15 protein-coding genes are annotated in these 14,247 nt (G+C 64.1%); 3 read left to right on the top strand and 12 right to left on the bottom strand.

The genetic code is table 11. The annotated features are described in order from the left end of the window. Nucleotides 1–49 precede the first annotated feature (49 nt). The 4 genes from arfA to leuS form a co-directional block, all read right to left on the bottom strand. Nucleotides 50–214: an alternative ribosome rescue factor ArfA gene (arfA, locus tag LOY26_RS23730; protein ID WP_016501800.1), complete on the bottom strand. Its 165-nt coding sequence runs from the start codon at nt 212–214 to the stop codon at nt 50–52. 144 nt (nt 215–358) lie between these two features. Then, complete coding sequence (gene holA / locus LOY26_RS23725; protein ID WP_033701710.1) at nt 359–1,396, bottom strand: DNA polymerase III subunit delta; 1,038 nt, start codon at nt 1,394–1,396, stop codon at nt 359–361. A 37-nt stretch (nt 1,397–1,433) separates the two neighbouring features. Next, entirely contained in the window at nt 1,434–2,039 is a 606-nt protein-coding gene (lptE, locus tag LOY26_RS23720; protein WP_033701709.1) for an LPS assembly lipoprotein LptE, read from the bottom strand. Between the two features lie 60 nt (nt 2,040–2,099). Continuing rightward, entirely contained in the window at nt 2,100–4,706 is a 2,607-nt protein-coding gene (gene leuS, locus LOY26_RS23715; RefSeq protein ID WP_033701708.1) for a leucine--tRNA ligase, read from the bottom strand. A 227-nt stretch (nt 4,707–4,933) separates the two neighbouring features. Here leuS and LOY26_RS23710 point away from each other — a divergent pair, with 227 nt between their 5' ends. Next, the gene (locus tag LOY26_RS23710; RefSeq protein ID WP_047582388.1) at nt 4,934–5,248 is read left to right on the top strand and encodes a hypothetical protein; all 315 of its coding nucleotides are present in this window, start codon (nt 4,934–4,936) and stop codon (nt 5,246–5,248) included. Nucleotides 5,249–5,380: 132 nt separating this feature from the next. Beyond that, on the top strand, nt 5,381–6,142 hold the full coding sequence (locus LOY26_RS23705) for a YdcF family protein (protein WP_186652662.1): 762 nt from the start codon (nt 5,381–5,383) through the stop codon (nt 6,140–6,142). 166 nt (nt 6,143–6,308) lie between these two features. On the opposite strand, the gene lnt is transcribed toward LOY26_RS23705, so the two are convergent. From lnt to LOY26_RS23685, 4 genes are read right to left on the bottom strand one after another with little or no spacing between them, the layout of a single operon-like run. Beyond that, entirely contained in the window at nt 6,309–7,826 is a 1,518-nt protein-coding gene (gene lnt / locus LOY26_RS23700; protein WP_186652660.1) for an apolipoprotein N-acyltransferase, read from the bottom strand. A gap of 8 nt (nt 7,827–7,834) precedes the next feature. Next, on the bottom strand, nt 7,835–8,674 hold the full coding sequence (locus LOY26_RS23695) for an HlyC/CorC family transporter (protein WP_033701704.1): 840 nt from the start codon (nt 8,672–8,674) through the stop codon (nt 7,835–7,837). 26 nt (nt 8,675–8,700) lie between these two features. After that, nucleotides 8,701–9,174: an rRNA maturation RNase YbeY gene (gene ybeY, locus LOY26_RS23690; protein WP_047582393.1), complete on the bottom strand. Its 474-nt coding sequence runs from the start codon at nt 9,172–9,174 to the stop codon at nt 8,701–8,703. After that, the gene (locus tag LOY26_RS23685) at nt 9,167–10,165 is read right to left on the bottom strand and encodes a PhoH family protein (protein WP_033701701.1); all 999 of its coding nucleotides are present in this window, start codon (nt 10,163–10,165) and stop codon (nt 9,167–9,169) included. The genes ybeY and LOY26_RS23685 overlap by 8 nt, the downstream gene beginning before the upstream one ends. A gap of 186 nt (nt 10,166–10,351) precedes the next feature. Between LOY26_RS23685 and LOY26_RS23680 the strand changes: the two genes are divergently transcribed. After that, nucleotides 10,352–10,678: a DUF1820 family protein gene (locus LOY26_RS23680; RefSeq protein WP_033702578.1), complete on the top strand. Its 327-nt coding sequence runs from the start codon at nt 10,352–10,354 to the stop codon at nt 10,676–10,678. 6 nt (nt 10,679–10,684) lie between these two features. Here LOY26_RS23680 and LOY26_RS23675 read toward each other — a convergent pair whose 3' ends face one another. The 4 genes from LOY26_RS23675 to LOY26_RS23660 all read right to left on the bottom strand — a co-directional run bounded on the left by LOY26_RS23675 (nt 10,685) and on the right by LOY26_RS23660 (nt 14,144). Further along, on the bottom strand, nt 10,685–11,230 hold the full coding sequence (locus tag LOY26_RS23675; protein WP_033701700.1) for a tetratricopeptide repeat protein: 546 nt from the start codon (nt 11,228–11,230) through the stop codon (nt 10,685–10,687). Nucleotides 11,231–11,407: 177 nt separating this feature from the next. Further along, complete coding sequence (hemL, locus tag LOY26_RS23670) at nt 11,408–12,691, bottom strand: glutamate-1-semialdehyde 2,1-aminomutase (RefSeq protein ID WP_033701699.1); 1,284 nt, start codon at nt 12,689–12,691, stop codon at nt 11,408–11,410. Nucleotides 12,692–12,708: 17 nt separating this feature from the next. Continuing rightward, nucleotides 12,709–13,332 (bottom strand): thiamine phosphate synthase, encoded by a 624-nt coding sequence (gene thiE, locus LOY26_RS23665; protein WP_033701698.1) that lies wholly within the window; start codon nt 13,330–13,332, stop codon nt 12,709–12,711. Between the two features lie 14 nt (nt 13,333–13,346). Continuing rightward, on the bottom strand, nt 13,347–14,144 hold the full coding sequence (locus LOY26_RS23660; RefSeq protein ID WP_033701697.1) for a hydroxymethylpyrimidine/phosphomethylpyrimidine kinase: 798 nt from the start codon (nt 14,142–14,144) through the stop codon (nt 13,347–13,349). Nucleotides 14,145–14,247 lie beyond the last annotated feature (103 nt).

Genomic DNA, 14,247 nt, shown 5'->3' with positions numbered 1-14,247 from the left:
GAATTTCAGGTCAGGTGCCGACCATACCATGCCTGCGCTTTCGATGCTTTCATGCGGCCAAAAAGTAAGAAGCCTCCCAATCTCTCGATTGGAAGGCTTCGCGGCGGTAGCTGCCTTTGCCCTTGTCTGGTTGTTCCTGGCGGCAGCGGAACAAGGGCTGGGCGACGATCGACTTGGCCTTGTTGGGGCCGTGCTTTTTCGGCTTTTTGCTCATGGTGCAGGTTCCCGATGGGTGGCTTTCGGGGCGCACTGTAGGCCCCAGGGCTACTACGGGCCAATTGATTGTGTTTATGGGTGGCAGTACGCGACGCTCGTAGGAGCGGCCTTGCGTCGCGAAAGGCGTGCGCAGCGCGCCCGGCTATTGCGAAGGAAGCGCCAATCGCTGCCCCGCCATCAACAACGAAAGCCGCGCCAGCCCGGTCCAAGGCGACCCCTCGGCCTGCCCCTTGATCTGCGCATCGATACGTTGGGCATCCTGCAACAGCTGGGCCCAACGCTGCGCGGAAAGGCGCTGCAGTGCTTTGCTGACCAGCGGGCGGCGTTTATCCCACACCGGTGGTCGTGCTTGGCTGAAGGCTTTGTCCAGCGGTACGCCCTGGCTGAACTGCTGAGCCAGCCCGGCCAGTTGCCGCAGCTCGCGGGCCAGTGCCCACAGAATCACCGGTGGCTCCACGCCTTCACCGCGCAGCCCTTCGAGCATGCGCAGGGCATGCGCGGCTTCGCCATTGAGAATGGCATCGACCAGCCCGAAGACATCGAAGCGGGCGCTGTCGGCGACTGCCGACTGCACGGTCTCCACGGTGATCTGGTTACCCTCGGCCAGCAGCTTGAGCTTTTCGATTTCCTGGGCGGCGGCCAGCAAGTTGCCTTCGACGCGTGCGGCAATCAGGTCGACCGCATCACGCTGCGCCGAAAGGCCCGCCTGTGACAGCCGCTGGTTGATCCACTGGGGTAGCTGGTGGGCATCTACCGGCCAGATCTGGATGAACTGGCAGTGGGCGCCTTCGATCAGGGCCTTGCCCCATTTGGTCTTCTGCGCGCTGCCGTCGAGCTTGGGCAGGCTGATCAGCAGCAGCGTGTCCTCGGCCGGGTTGGCGCAGTACTCCATTAACGCGGCGGCGCCCTTGTCCCCGGGTTTGCCAGAGGGCAGGCGCAGCTCCAGCAGGCGGCGCTGGGCGAACAGGGAAAGGCTGGCACCGGCCTGAAGCAGGGTGCCCCAGTCGAAATTGGCGTCGGCGCTGAACACCTGGCGTTCGTCGAAACCCTGCTGGCGTGCGGCGCCACGGATGGCGTCGGCGGCTTCCTGGCACAGCAACGGGTCGTCGCCACTGACCACGTAGACCGGTGCCAGAGCGCCTTGCAGGTGCTTGTTGAGTTGGGCGGGGGCGAGTTTCATTGGAAACAGGCGGGGCACCGGGGTGCCCCGCGCGGGCTCAGTTGCCCGGAACTTCCAGTGGCGACTGCTGCGGCGTTTCAGCCTGCTGGCTGCGGGCCGCTTCCAGCGCGTCGGCTTCGGCCTTGGCGCGTTCGTCGGCTTTGACCTGCAGCTCGTCCAGTTGGGCCGGGGTCAGCATTTGCAGGCGTACAACCATGGCGTTGACCAGGTCGCGGCGCATTTCTTCACGTGCCCGATTGGCTTCCTGCTCGGAACCGGTGATGTTGGAGGCGTCACGCACGTAGATCTTGCGCACTTCCAGCTTGTCGCTGAGCAGTTCCAGGTTGTTCAGGCCCTGGATGCTGTAGTTCAGCACCGTGGTCAGCTCGTACTCGGCCGAGCGGCTGCCACCGCTGTAGGTCGCGGCGCGCTGGTTTTCCTGCTCGTTGGTCAGGACCAGGCGGTACGGTGCGCCGGCGTGCACGTTGACGCCGCTGCGCTCCAGCACCTGGCGCAGTTCGGTCACGGTTTCGCCATAGGCATTACGTGCACTGACGTCCATCTCCTTGACACTCAGCTCGGTAGAGCCAGTGCCGCGCAGCTGGAAACCGCAGGCGCTGAGCAAAACGGCCAGGCCGATTACCAGCAGATTGCGTTTGATCATGTTGTTGCTCCCTCTTGGGCCTGTACCGCCCGCCCGCAGTGGCTGCGGGCGGGCGTGCCATCAATTGGCGACGATGTTGACCAGCTTGCCCGGCACCACGATGACCTTGCGGATGGTCAGGCCATCGATGAAGCGCAGGACATTCTCGTTGCTGCGGGCGGCGGCTTCGATTTCCTCGCGGCTGGCGGCGGCCGGCATTTCGACCTGGCCACGCAGCTTGCCGTTGACCTGTACCACCAGGACGATGCTGTCCTGCACCAGCGCGCTCTCGTCGACCGCTGGCCAGCCAGCATCGATGACCGCCTGGTCGTGGCCCAGCGCCTTCCACAGCTCGTGGGAGATGTGCGGGGTGATCGGTGCCAGCAGCAGCGTCACGGCTTCCAGGCCTTCCTGCAGCAGGGCGCGGTCCTGTTCGGTGGCTTGCGGGGCCTTTTCCAGCACGTTCATCACGGTCATCACCTGGGCGATGGCGGTGTTGAACTTGTGGTACTGGCCCACGTCGGTGCTGGCCTGCTTGATGGCGGCATGGATGGCGCGACGGATGGTTTTTTGCGCGTCGTCCAGCGCGGCGACATCCAGCGTGCCCGGCAGGCCCTGGTTGACGTGGCCCTGGGCCAGGCGCCAGACACGGCGCAGGAAGCGGCTTGCACCTTCGACGCCGGAGTCGGACCACTCCAGGCTCATGTCAGGTGGCGAGGCGAACATCATGAACAGGCGGCAAGTGTCGGCGCCGTAGGCTTCGATCATTGATTGCGGGTCGACGCCGTTGTTCTTCGACTTCGACATCTTCTCGGTGCCGCCGATTTCCACCGGCAGGCCGTCGGTCTTCAGGCGCGCACCAATGATCTTGGCCTTGGCGTCACGCTCGATTTCGACGTCGGCCGGGTTGAACCAGTCCTTGCCACCGTTGCTGGCGACGCGGTAGTAAGTCTCGGCGACCACCATGCCTTGGGTCAGCAGGTTCTTGAACGGCTCGTTCGACGTGACCAGGCCTTCGTCACGCATCAGCTTGTGGAAAAAGCGCGCGTACAGCAGGTGCAGGATCGCGTGCTCGATGCCGCCGATGTACTGGTCGACCGGCAGCCAGTGGTTGGCCGCTTTCGGGTCGACCAGGCCCTGATCGTAGTTTGGCGAGGCGTAGCGGGCGAAGTACCAGGACGACTCGACGAAGGTGTCCATGGTGTCGGTTTCGCGCTTGGCCGCGGTGCCGCATTTCGGGCAGGTGCATTCGTAGAATTCTGGCAGGCGCGCCAGTGGCGAGCCGGCGCCGTCCGGTACCACGTTCTCCGGCAGGGTGACCGGCAGCTGGTCTTCCGGTACCGGCACGTCGCCGCAGGACGGGCAGTGGATGATCGGGATCGGGCAGCCCCAGTAGCGCTGACGGCTGATGCCCCAGTCGCGCAGGCGGAACTGGGTACGCGACTTGCCGAGGTCCTTGCGGATCAGGGCGGCCTCGATGGCGTCGAAGGCGCCGGCGAAGTCCAGGCCGTCGAACTCGCCGGAGTTGATCAGCTGGCCATGCTCGCCATAGGCGGCCAGCCACTCGTTGCCGACGTCATCGCCAGCGCTGGTGCGCACCACGGCCTTGACCGGCAGGTTGTACTTGTGGGCGAACTCGAAGTCGCGCTCGTCGTGGGCCGGCACGGCCATCACCGCGCCATCGCCGTAATGCATCAATACGTAGTTGGCGACCCACACCGGCAGCTTCTCGCCGGTCAGCGGGTGGTCGACGAACAGGGAAGTGGGCATGCCCTTCTTCTCCTGGGTGGCCATGTCGGCCTCGGCGACGCTACCGCTCTTGCACGCGTCGATGAACGCCTGCAGCGCCGGGTTGCCCTGGGCGGCCTGGGTGGCCAGCGGGTGTTCGGCGGCGACTGCGACGTAGGTGGCGCCCATCAGTGTGTCGGGGCGGGTGGTGAAGACCTTGAGGGTGCCTTCGTGGCCGATGCTGGCCTGGTCGAACGGGAACTGCACTTCCATGCCGCGCGACTTGCCGATCCAGTTGCGCTGCATGGTCTTGACCTGTTCAGGCCAGCCCGGCAACTCGTCGAGGCTTTCCAGCAGCTCGTCTGCATAGTCGGTGATGCGGAAGTAGTACATCGGGATTTCGCGCTTTTCGATCAGCGCGCCCGAACGCCAGCCGCGGCCGTCGATGACCTGCTCGTTGGCGAGCACGGTCTGGTCGGCCGGGTCCCAGTTGACGGTACCGTTCTTGCGGTAGATGACGCCCTTTTCGAACAGGCGGGTGAACAGCCACTGTTCCCAGCGGTAGTAGTCCGGCTTGCAGGTGGTGACTTCACGTGCCCAGTCGATGGCCAGGCCCAGGCTCTTGAGCTGGGTCTTCATGTAGTCGATGTTTTCGTAGGTCCACTTGGCCGGGGCGACGTTGTTTTTCATCGCCGCGTTTTCCGCGGGCATGCCGAAGGCGTCCCAGCCCATCGGCTGCAGGACGTTTTTGCCCAGCATGCGCTGGTAGCGGGCAATCACGTCACCGATGGTGTAGTTGCGCACGTGGCCCATGTGTAGCTTGCCGCTCGGGTACGGGAACATCGATAGGCAATAGTAAGTGTCTTTGCCTGGCTGTTCGGTAACAGCGAACGATTGTTGCTCGTCCCAGAAGTTCTGGGCGGCGGCTTCGATATCACGGGGCGTGTATTGTTCGTGCATGGCTACTTTTGGCTGAGAGAGAAGAGACCTTGTTCCAGGCAGCGGAACCTCGCTGCAACCGGTACTCCGGTGTCGTTTAGAGTGAACGCCGTAGCATACAGCAGCGCCGCGCATCGTGGGAAACCTTGATTGCTAATGGCCGCTGGTCGCGGCAAACGGCTGCTTTTTAGAGTGACGCTAAGCTCAGGTGTGGGGGGAGATATTCTGACCTTCAATGAGGTGAACGGATGGGAGAGACGCAGCTACCCGCAATCAAACCGGAGCTTTACGAACGCCTGATCGACCGCCTTGGCCTGGCGCTGGAAGTTGCCAGGACATCGGTAAGATTGCGCGACGAGATGCCAGCCGAGCTGGAGTTGCGTGGCCTTAGCCACGCAGAGTTCGAAGTGATCAAGGCGTACCTGGACACCCTCCCGGAGCGCCAAAATGCCTGTGCCGGCAGTTACCCGCAAGCGGAGCCGACATCGGCCAAGATCATCTGGCTCAAGGACAAGAAACGCCCCGCCAGCACGGCGAGATCCAGGACGCTGCCACATCGTTAGCCGTTCAGGACGCCAGCCGCAGGCCATCGCGCGCCGGTTCTTCAATACACTTCTCACGATCGTCGCCGGCCGCACACTTGTTGCCCGGCGTCGATCCTCTTAGGCTGCACGCCTTCCATGGAGGTGTGGCCGATGCCGATCCGATTCTTCATCAAACAATGGCTGATGCCGCCTGGCGTCCTCTTGCTGCTGCTGTTGGCGGCGTGGTGGCTGCGCAAGCGGCGCCCACGGCTGGCCGGGCTGTGCTTCGCCGTGGGCCTTGGCAGTTTGTGGCTGATGAGCCTGCCGCTTGCCGTGCAGGAATCGGCGCGCCTGCTGGAGACCGAGCCGCCGCTGGCGGTCAGCGAATGGGCGGGCCTTGCGGGCAGGGCGGATGCCATTGTCGTGCTGGGCGCAGGGCGCGAGCGCGGTGACCCGGCCTGGGGTGGCGATGACCAGCCCACTGCAACGGCCCTTGAGCGCATGCGCTTTGCCGCACGGTTGGCCAAGGCCTCGGGTTTGCCGGTGCTGACCAGTGGTGGCTTGCACTATGGCACGCCGCCCAGTGAAGCGCGGTTGATGGCCGATCGCTTGCGTGAGGATTTTGCGGTTGAGGTGAAATGGCAAGAGCAGGCCAGCCGCACCACCTGGGAAAATGCCCGGTTCACGGCGGACATGCTGCAGCCGCTGGGTATTCGCCGGGTGGTCGTGGTGACGCAGGCCTGGCATATGCAGCGTTCGCGCTGGAGCTTCGAGCAGGCAGGGTTCGACGTGGTGCCGGCACCGATGGGCTTCCTCGGGCGCGAGCATGCCCGCCCGTTTGCCGGGTTGCTGCCGGAAAGCCGGGCGATGTGGCAGAGCGGGCAGTTGCTTAATGAAGCGGTGGGGTTGGTGGGGTATCGGTTGTTCTACTGATCTCGGAGGTGCTTGGTCTTTGTAGGAGCGGCCTTGCGTCGCGAAAGGGGTGCGCAGCAGCCCCAGCGATCTTCTTTGCGCCACAGAACCTGGGGCCGCTACGCAGCCCTTTCGCGACGCAAGGCCGCTCCTACAAAGACTGCGCCGGTCATTAAGGAGGGCGCAGTCAAACAGTCTTGGCAATCCGCCCTGCCAGCAACGCCCACCCGAGCAACAGCACACAGACAATCGCCAGCGGCCACGAACGCCACTGCAGATAAGGCGTCAGCTGCTGCATCGGCACCACCTCGCCATACAGCACCGCCGGCTGGAACTGCGGGATCTGTGTGGTAATGCGCCCAAACGGGTCGATCAGCGCGGTCACACCATTGTTGGTGGCGCGGATCATCCAGCGGCCGGCTTCCAGTGCGCGCATCTGTGCCATCTGCAGGTGCTGCAGCGGGCCGATCGAGGTGCCGAACCAGGTGTCGTTGCTGATCGTCAGCAGCAGGTCGCTGCGCGCTGCCAGGCTGGCGGCAAACTCGGGGTAGACCACTTCATAGCAGATGTACGGTGCGACCTGATAACCCTTGGCCTGCAGCAACGGCTGGTCTTCCGGGCCCCGGGCGAAGTCCGACATCGGCAGGTTGAAGAACTCGATCACGCCGCGCAGCATGTCCTGCAAGGGCACGTACTCGCCGAAGGGCACCAGCTTCTGCTTGAGGTAGGTGCCGTCACCTTCGCCGGTTACGGTAATGCCGTTGTAGTAGCGGCGCTGGTGGTGCACCACCTCACGCACCGGCACGCCGGTGATCAGCGCCGAATGGCGCTCGGCGGCAAAGCGCCCCATCACGTCGATGTAGCCCTGGGCCTGGTCCTTGAGCACCGGTACCGCAGTTTCGGGCCAGATCAGCAGGTCTACCGGCTTTGAGGTGAAGCTCATGTCACGGTACAGCGCCAGCTGGGCGTCGATGTGGGCCGGGTCCCACTTCAGGTCCTGCGCGACGTTGCCTTGGATGGCGGCCACCTTCAGCGGCTCGCCGGCAGGCTTGGTCCAGGCGTGGCCCTTGAGTGCCATGCCCAGTAGCCAGGGGGCCAGCAGCAGCACGCCGGCGACGGCCAGGAACGAGGGCCGGGCACGCAGGCGGGGCAAGTTGCACAGCAACGCGGCGCTAAGCGCCAGGGTGAACGAGATCAGCCAGACACCCCCCAGCGGCGCAAGGCCCGCCAGCGGGCCGTCGAGCTGGCTGTAGCCGGCATAAAGCCAAGGGAAGCCGGTGAGAAACCAGCCGCGGAAGGCCTCCTGCAGCAGCCACAGGGCCGCGAAGCACAAGGCATCAGCCAGTGGCGCCTCATTGCGCCGCAGCCAGCGCGCCCACAGCCACGCGGGCAGGGCGAAGAACCAGGCCAGGGCGGCGAAGAACGCCAACAGCAGCAGGATCGCCAGCAGCGGCGAGGCGCCGCCGTAGGTGGTCATGCTGACGTAGATCCACCAGGTGCCGGCGCCGTACAGGCCGAAACCGAAGCACCAGCCACGGCCCATGGCCTGGCGCGGGCTGAGCTCGCGCAGGCCAAGGTAGAGCAGGGCGATGGACAAAAGGGCCAGCGGCCAGATGTCGAATGGCGCCAGGGCCAGGAGGGTGGAAGCGCCGGCCGCCATGGCCAGCAGGTTACCGGGCCAGCCGGGGCGGGTGATCCAACGCATGATTGTCCTTAGCGGGTGATCGGTGTCAGGCGCAGCAAGTGTACCCGCCGGCTGTCGGCATTGAGAATGCGGAACTTGTAGGCGCCGATCTCGGTGGTTTCGTTGCGCTTGGGCAGGTGCCCGAACGCGCTCATCACCAGGCCGCCAACGGTGTCGAATTCGTCATCGGAGAAGCTGCTGTCGAAGAACTCGTTGAAGTTCTCGATCGGCGTCAGTGCCTTGACCAGGAAGTCGCCGCTGGGCAGCGGCTTGATGTAGCTGTCTTCCTCGACGTCATGCTCGTCTTCGATGTCGCCGACGATCTGTTCCAGTACGTCTTCGATGGTCACCAGGCCCGCCACACCGCCGTATTCGTCGATGACCACGGCCATGTGGTTATGGTTGGCACGGAACTCGCGCAGCAGCACGTTCAGGCGCTTGGACTCGGGCACGAAGGTAGCCGGGCGCAGCAGGTCCTTGATGTTGAAACTGTCGCCGTTCTCCTTGAGGATCAGCGGCAGCAGGTCCTTGGCGAGCAGGATGCCCAGCACATCGTCGTGGCTTTCGCCGATCACCGGGTAGCGCGAGTGCGCGGCGTCGATCACCGCCGGCAGGAACTCGCGAGGCGACTGGCTGGCCTTGATACTGATCATTTGCGAGCGCGGCACCATGATGTCGCGCACTTGCAGGTCAGCGACCTGGATGGCGCCTTCGACGATGGTCAGCGCTTCGCTGTCGAGCAGCTTGTTCTGATGGGCTTCGCGCAGCAGCTCAAGGAGCTCCTGGCGGTTTTTCGGCTCATGGGCAAAAGCCTGGGTCAGTTTACCCAACCAGGACTTTTGCCCGTTGCTCGATCGATCTTCGCTCATGGCGGTTACTCGTGATCCTTGCAGTGTCAGTGTGTGATTGAATCGGTTTCGTCGTCGGCATAGGGGTCCGGGTGGCCCAGTTCTGCCAGCAATTCTCGTTCCAGGGCTTCCATTTCCTCGGCTTCTTCATCGTCGATGTGGTCGTAACCGAGCAGATGCAGGCAGCCGTGTATTACCAAGTGCGCCCAATGCGCCTCCAGGGCCTTGCCCTGTTCGGCGGCTTCGCGCTCGACCACCGCCACGCAGATCACCAGGTCGCCCAGCAATGGGATATCGAGCAGGTCATCGGGCACGTCGGCGGGAAACGACAACACGTTGGTCGCGTAGTCCTTGTGCCGGTAGGTGTGGTTCAGCTCGCGGCCTTCGGTTTCATCGACCAGGCGAATGGTCATTTCCGAGTCGGCTGTGCGCTGGCGAAGGGCCAGCTCGCACCAGCGACGGAAGGCGGCATCATCAGGGGCGGCGGCGTCCGTGGCCCGTTGCAGGTCGAGTTCAAGCATCTTTGCCGGGTGCCTCTAGCTGGGCCTGACGGCCTTCGAAGCGGTCGTAGGCCTCGACGATGCGTTGCACCAGTGGGTGACGAACCACATCTTTGGGTTGGAAATGGGTAAAGCTGATACCCGGAACGTCCCTGAGCACGTCGATCACATGCGCCAGGCCCGACTTGGTGCCACGCGGCAGGTCGACCTGGGTGATGTCACCGGTGATCACCGCAGTCGAGCCGAAGCCGATGCGGGTAAGGAACATCTTCATCTGCTCAAGCGTGGTGTTCTGGCTCTCGTCGAGGATGATGAAGCTGTTGTTCAGGGTGCGGCCACGCATGTAGGCCAGCGGGGCGATCTCGATCACCTGGCGCTCGATCAGCTTGGCCACGTGCTCGAAGCCCAGCATTTCGTAGAGCGCGTCATACAGCGGGCGCAGGTACGGGTCGATCTTCTGTGCCAGGTCGCCGGGCAGGAAGCCGAGCTTCTCGCCCGCCTCGACCGCCGGGCGCACCAGCAGGATGCGGCGCACCTGTTCGCGCTCTAGGGCATCCACGGCGCAGGCCACGGCCAGGTAAGTCTTGCCAGTACCGGCCGGGCCAACGCCGAAGTTGATGTCGTTGGCCAGGATTTCCTTGACGTAGCGCTGCTGGTTGACGCCGCGCGGGCGAATATTGCCCTTGCGCGTGCGCAACGAGACGCTGACCTCGTTGACCGCCGGGTTGTCGATGTTCTCGACGGTCGACTCCTGCAGGTACAGATGGACGGTTTCCGGCGACAGGTCAGTGGCCTTGGCCTCGCGATAGAGGCGGCGCAGCAGCTGTTCAGCAGCGGAAGTGGTCTTGGGCTCGCCGATCAGTTCGAACTGATTGCCGCGGTTGCGGATCTCGATGGCCAAGCGTTGTTCGATCAGGCGCAGGTGCTCGTCGAACTGGCCGCACAAGTTGGCGAAACGGTGGGCCTCGAAAGGTTCGAGGATGAAACGATGGGGTTCTATGGGTGCGTTCAAGGTCGTTTTTAGCCGCCCGACGGCAATGGATGTGAGCTCAAGAATAACCCTTGAATGGCAGTGGCGAAAGCACTGAAACGATCAAGGGTCTTGCGGCCTGTGCCGGCCCATCGTGGGCTTGCCTGCGAAGCGGCCGGCACTGCTATGATGCGCGCCTTTTCTTACACATGGGTTATCCCGCCAAACATGAGCAAACGCGAACCCGCCATCTATAAAGTGATCTTCCTCAACCAGGGGCAGGTCTTCGAGATGTATGCCAAGCAGATCTTCCAGAGCGACCTGTGGGGCTTTCTGGAAATCGAAGAGTTCGTCTTCGGCGAGCGCACCCAGGTGGTGGTCGACCCCAGCGAGGAAAAACTCAAGAGCCAGTTCGAAGGTGTGATCCGCAGCTTTGTGCCGATGCATTCGATCGTGCGCATCGATGAGGTCGAGCGCCTGGGCACGGCGAAGATCAGCGAAGCCAAGGGCGGCGGCAACGTGATGCCGTTCCCCATGCCGATGCCGGAGAAGTAGGGCGGTTCAGGGCAGTGGCGAGAACGGCGTGCGGCCTTCGGCGTTCTGCAGTTCGAGCAGGTACTTGCGGAAGATCTGGCCGAGCACCTGGGTGGCATGCTCCAGTTCGTCGCGGGGCATCTGTTCGGTGACTTCGTCGGCCATATCCAGCGCATCCTCGGCACCGTTGACTGCCGCCATTTTCAGCAGAATGTAGGCCTGCACGTTGTTGGCCTTGACCCCTTCGCCCCGGTAGAACATGGCGCCAAGGCGATATTGCGCCTGGGCGTGGCCTTGCAGCGAGGCCTTCTGGAACCAGTTCAGCGCCTTGTTCAGGTCTTTTGGCGTCTGGGTGTAGTAGTACTCGCCCAGTTCGAACTGCGCCTGGGCATCCCCCGTCGTCGCCGTCTGCTCGCAAGCCTTTAGGGCATTGGCGAGGTCTTCTGGCTGAACATTCAGGGTGCAGCGGCCCGTCGCTGGAATCAGCAACGAGTTACCGCCCTCCGCCAGGGCCAGCAGGGGCTGAAGAAGCAACAGGCAGCCCAGGGTCAGGGCGCGGCCGGTGCGGTTCATGGGGATCGACTTACCTCTGCAAAGCTGCGGCCAATGTCTCTGGTGGCACATTATGGGATAAGCAACGCCAACCTTACAAAGTTTTACTCGAATTTCTGCATGGGTGGGGGAGTTGGCTGATTGTCTCGGGCTTTTTTGCGCCTGCACCCGCCGCCTGGTGGGTGCAGGCAATGCCACTTACTTGAGTTTCGCGAACGCTCGCTCAGCCGCATCCAGGGTGATCTGCAGCTCTTTGTCACCGTGGGCGATGGAGGTGAAGCCGGCCTCGAACGCACTCGGCGCCAGGTACACGCCACCTTCGAGCATCAGGTGGAAGAAGCGCTTGAAGCGGTCTGCATCGCTGGCCATCACGTCGTCGAAGGTGACGATGTCGTCGGCGCCACTGAAGTACAGGCCGAACATGGCACCCGCCTGCGTGGTGACGAACGGCACGCCAGCGGCATCGGCGCGTTGCTGCAGGCCGTCGAGCATGCGGCTGGTGAAGTCGGTCAGCTCGGCGTGGAACCCAGGGCGGCTGATCAGCTTCAGCGTGGTCAGGCCGGCGGCCATGGCCAGCGGGTTGCCCGACAGGGTGCCGGCCTGGTAGACCGGGCCGAGCGGGGCGATGCAGCCCATGATCTCGCGCTTGCCGCCGAAGCAGCCGACGGGCATGCCGCCGCCGACGATCTTGCCGAAGGTCGACAGGTCAGGGGTGATGCCATAGTGGCCTTGGGCGCCGCCCAGCGAGACGCGGAAGCCGGTCATCACCTCGTCGAAGATCAACACCACACCGTGCTTGTCGCACTGCTCACGCAGGCCTTCGAGGAAGCCTGGCGCGGGCGGTACGCAGTTCATGTTGCCGGCGACCGGCTCGACGATGATGCAGGCCACGGTCTGGCCGACGTCGGCCAGGGTCTTCTCGACCGCGGCAATGTCGTTGAACGGCAGGGTCAGGGTGTGTTTGGCGAAGTCCGCCGGTACGCCCGCCGAGCTTGGCACGCCTTGGGTCAGCAGGCCCGAGCCTGCCTTGACCAGCAGGCTGTCGGAGTGGCCGTGGTAGCAGCCTTCGAACTTGATGATGGCGTCGCGGCCGGTGTAGCCACGGGCCAGGCGGATGGCGCTCATGGTGGCTTCGGTGCCGGAGCTGACCATGCGCACCATCTCCATCGATGGCACGAGCGAGCAGACCAGGTCGGCCATCTCGGTCTCCATGGCCGTCGGTGCGCCATAGGACAGGCCGTGCTGCAGCTGGTTACGCACCGCGTCGAGTACTTCAGGGTGGCCGTGGCCGAGGATCATCGGGCCCCAGGAGCCGACGTAGTCGACGTAGCGCTTGTCATCTTCGTCAACGACATAAGCGCCTTCGGCATGCTTGAAGAACAGGGGCGTGCCGCCAACGCTCTTGAACGCGCGGACCGGCGAGTTGACGCCGCCCGGGATGTGCTTCTGGGCTTGGGCGAACAGGGATTCGGAACGGGACATGGGATCTTCTCTCGAAATCAGGAAGCGAACAGGGCATTGAAGGCACGGGCGCGGCGGGTGACTTCCTGCGCGCTATCGGTACCAAACAAGCCGTGGATCACTGCCAGCAGGTCGGCGCCATGGGCGACCAACGGGGCAGCGTTGTCGAGGGTGACGCCGCCGATCACGGCGATCGGCAGCTTGACCTGGGCGCGGGCCTGCTCCAGCAGGTCGAGGCTGGCGGCCGGCGCGCCCGGCTTGGTCACGGAGTTGAAAAACCGCCCGAAGGCCACGTAGCTGGCGCCTTCGCTGGCGGCCTGCCGGGCCAGGTCGAGCTGGGCGTGGCAGGTCGAGCCGATGATGGCGTTGCGACCGAGCAGGGCGCGGGCCGGGGTGAGTGGGCCGTCGGTCTGGCCCAGGTGTACACCCACGCCCAGGCGGGCGGCCAGTTCGGCATCATCGTTGATGATCAGTTGGGTATCGTAGCGCTCGCACAGGCGCATCAATGCTTCGGCTTCACGCAAGCGGCGGGCCGCATCGTCACTCTTGTCGCGGTACTGCAGCAGGCACACGCCGCCCTCCAGCGCCGCTTCGACATGAGACAGGAAACGGCCGGCGAGCAGCTGGCTGTCGGTGATTGCATACAGACCGCGTAGCTTCATCTGAAAGCCTCGTATCAGGAGCAGAAGTCCAGGGGCAGACGGCGTGGTACGAACTGGCCGCGGCCCAGTTGCTCGGCGTCACGCAGGGTCCGCCAGGTGTAGTCCAGGGCGCTGCGTACAGCGCTTTGCAGCTGTTCGCCGAGGGCCAGTCGGCCAGCCAGGGCACTGGCCAGGGTGCAGCCCGAGCCATGATAGCTGCCAGGCAGGCGCTGGCAGGTCCAGGTATGGGGCTGGCCGTCGCGGCTGTACAGGCGGTTGTGGATTTCGTCTTCGTCGCCGTGACCGCCGGTAATCAGCAGGTGTCTACAGAACGGCAACAGTTTCTCGGCACACTCGTCAGCCGTGCCTTCCGGCAGTTCGGCCAGAATGCGCGCTTCCGGCAGGTTGGGCGTGGCGATGGTCGCCAGCGGCAGCAGGCGCTCGCGCACGGCATAGCCGACCTCGTCCTTGCCCAGGCGGCCACCGCCGCCGGCACGCAGCACCGGGTCGCAGACCAACGGCAGGTGCGGGTGGGCAGCCAGCAGTTCGGCGACGGTGTCGACCATGTCGATCGAACCGAGCATGCCCAGCTTGACGGCGGCCACCGTGGAGTCGGCCAGCACGGCGTTGGCCTGGGCCAGCACCCACTCGCGGTCGAGTACGCGGAAGTCGGAAACGTTGACGGTATCCTGGACGGTCAGGGCGGTCACCGCAGGTGCGGCGTGACAGCCTTGGGCGATCAGGGCTTCGATATCTGCCTGCAAGCCGGCGCCGCCACTGGGGTCGTGGCCGGAGAGACAGAGGACAACGGGGCGGGAGCTGTAGGTATTCATGGGCGGCGAGCTTACCACCAAACCTATTTGTGGGGATCGTCCTACAAACGGGTTTTGTTGATCGAGTGGTCAGATTTATTTGTGGGAATCTTCTGAAAGTATT

This window comes from Pseudomonas sp. B21-047 (assembly GCF_024748775.1).
In the GTDB taxonomy this organism is placed as follows: Bacteria; Pseudomonadota; Gammaproteobacteria; order Pseudomonadales; family Pseudomonadaceae; genus Aquipseudomonas; species Aquipseudomonas capeferrum.
This window is presented reverse-complemented; position numbering and strand designations above follow the sequence as displayed.

Coding starts and splice junctions, on each gene's coding strand:
- arfA (WP_016501800.1), bottom strand. CDS start 214: ATGAGCAAAAAGCCGAAAAAGCACGGCCCCAACAAGGCCAAGTCGATC.
- holA (WP_033701710.1), bottom strand. CDS start 1,396: ATGAAACTCGCCCCCGCCCAACTCAACAAGCACCTGCAAGGCGCTCTG.
- lptE (WP_033701709.1), bottom strand. CDS start 2,039: ATGATCAAACGCAATCTGCTGGTAATCGGCCTGGCCGTTTTGCTCAGC.
- leuS (WP_033701708.1), bottom strand. CDS start 4,706: ATGCACGAACAATACACGCCCCGTGATATCGAAGCCGCCGCCCAGAAC.
- LOY26_RS23710 (WP_047582388.1), top strand. CDS start 4,934: ATGGGAGAGACGCAGCTACCCGCAATCAAACCGGAGCTTTACGAACGC.
- LOY26_RS23705 (WP_186652662.1), top strand. CDS start 5,381: ATGCCGATCCGATTCTTCATCAAACAATGGCTGATGCCGCCTGGCGTC.
- lnt (WP_186652660.1), bottom strand. CDS start 7,826: ATGCGTTGGATCACCCGCCCCGGCTGGCCCGGTAACCTGCTGGCCATG.
- LOY26_RS23695 (WP_033701704.1), bottom strand. CDS start 8,674: ATGAGCGAAGATCGATCGAGCAACGGGCAAAAGTCCTGGTTGGGTAAA.
- ybeY (WP_047582393.1), bottom strand. CDS start 9,174: ATGCTTGAACTCGACCTGCAACGGGCCACGGACGCCGCCGCCCCTGAT.
- LOY26_RS23680 (WP_033702578.1), top strand. CDS start 10,352: ATGAGCAAACGCGAACCCGCCATCTATAAAGTGATCTTCCTCAACCAG.
- LOY26_RS23675 (WP_033701700.1), bottom strand. CDS start 11,230: ATGAACCGCACCGGCCGCGCCCTGACCCTGGGCTGCCTGTTGCTTCTT.
- hemL (WP_033701699.1), bottom strand. CDS start 12,691: ATGTCCCGTTCCGAATCCCTGTTCGCCCAAGCCCAGAAGCACATCCCG.
- thiE (WP_033701698.1), bottom strand. CDS start 13,332: ATGAAGCTACGCGGTCTGTATGCAATCACCGACAGCCAGCTGCTCGCC.
- LOY26_RS23660 (WP_033701697.1), bottom strand. CDS start 14,144: ATGAATACCTACAGCTCCCGCCCCGTTGTCCTCTGTCTCTCCGGCCAC.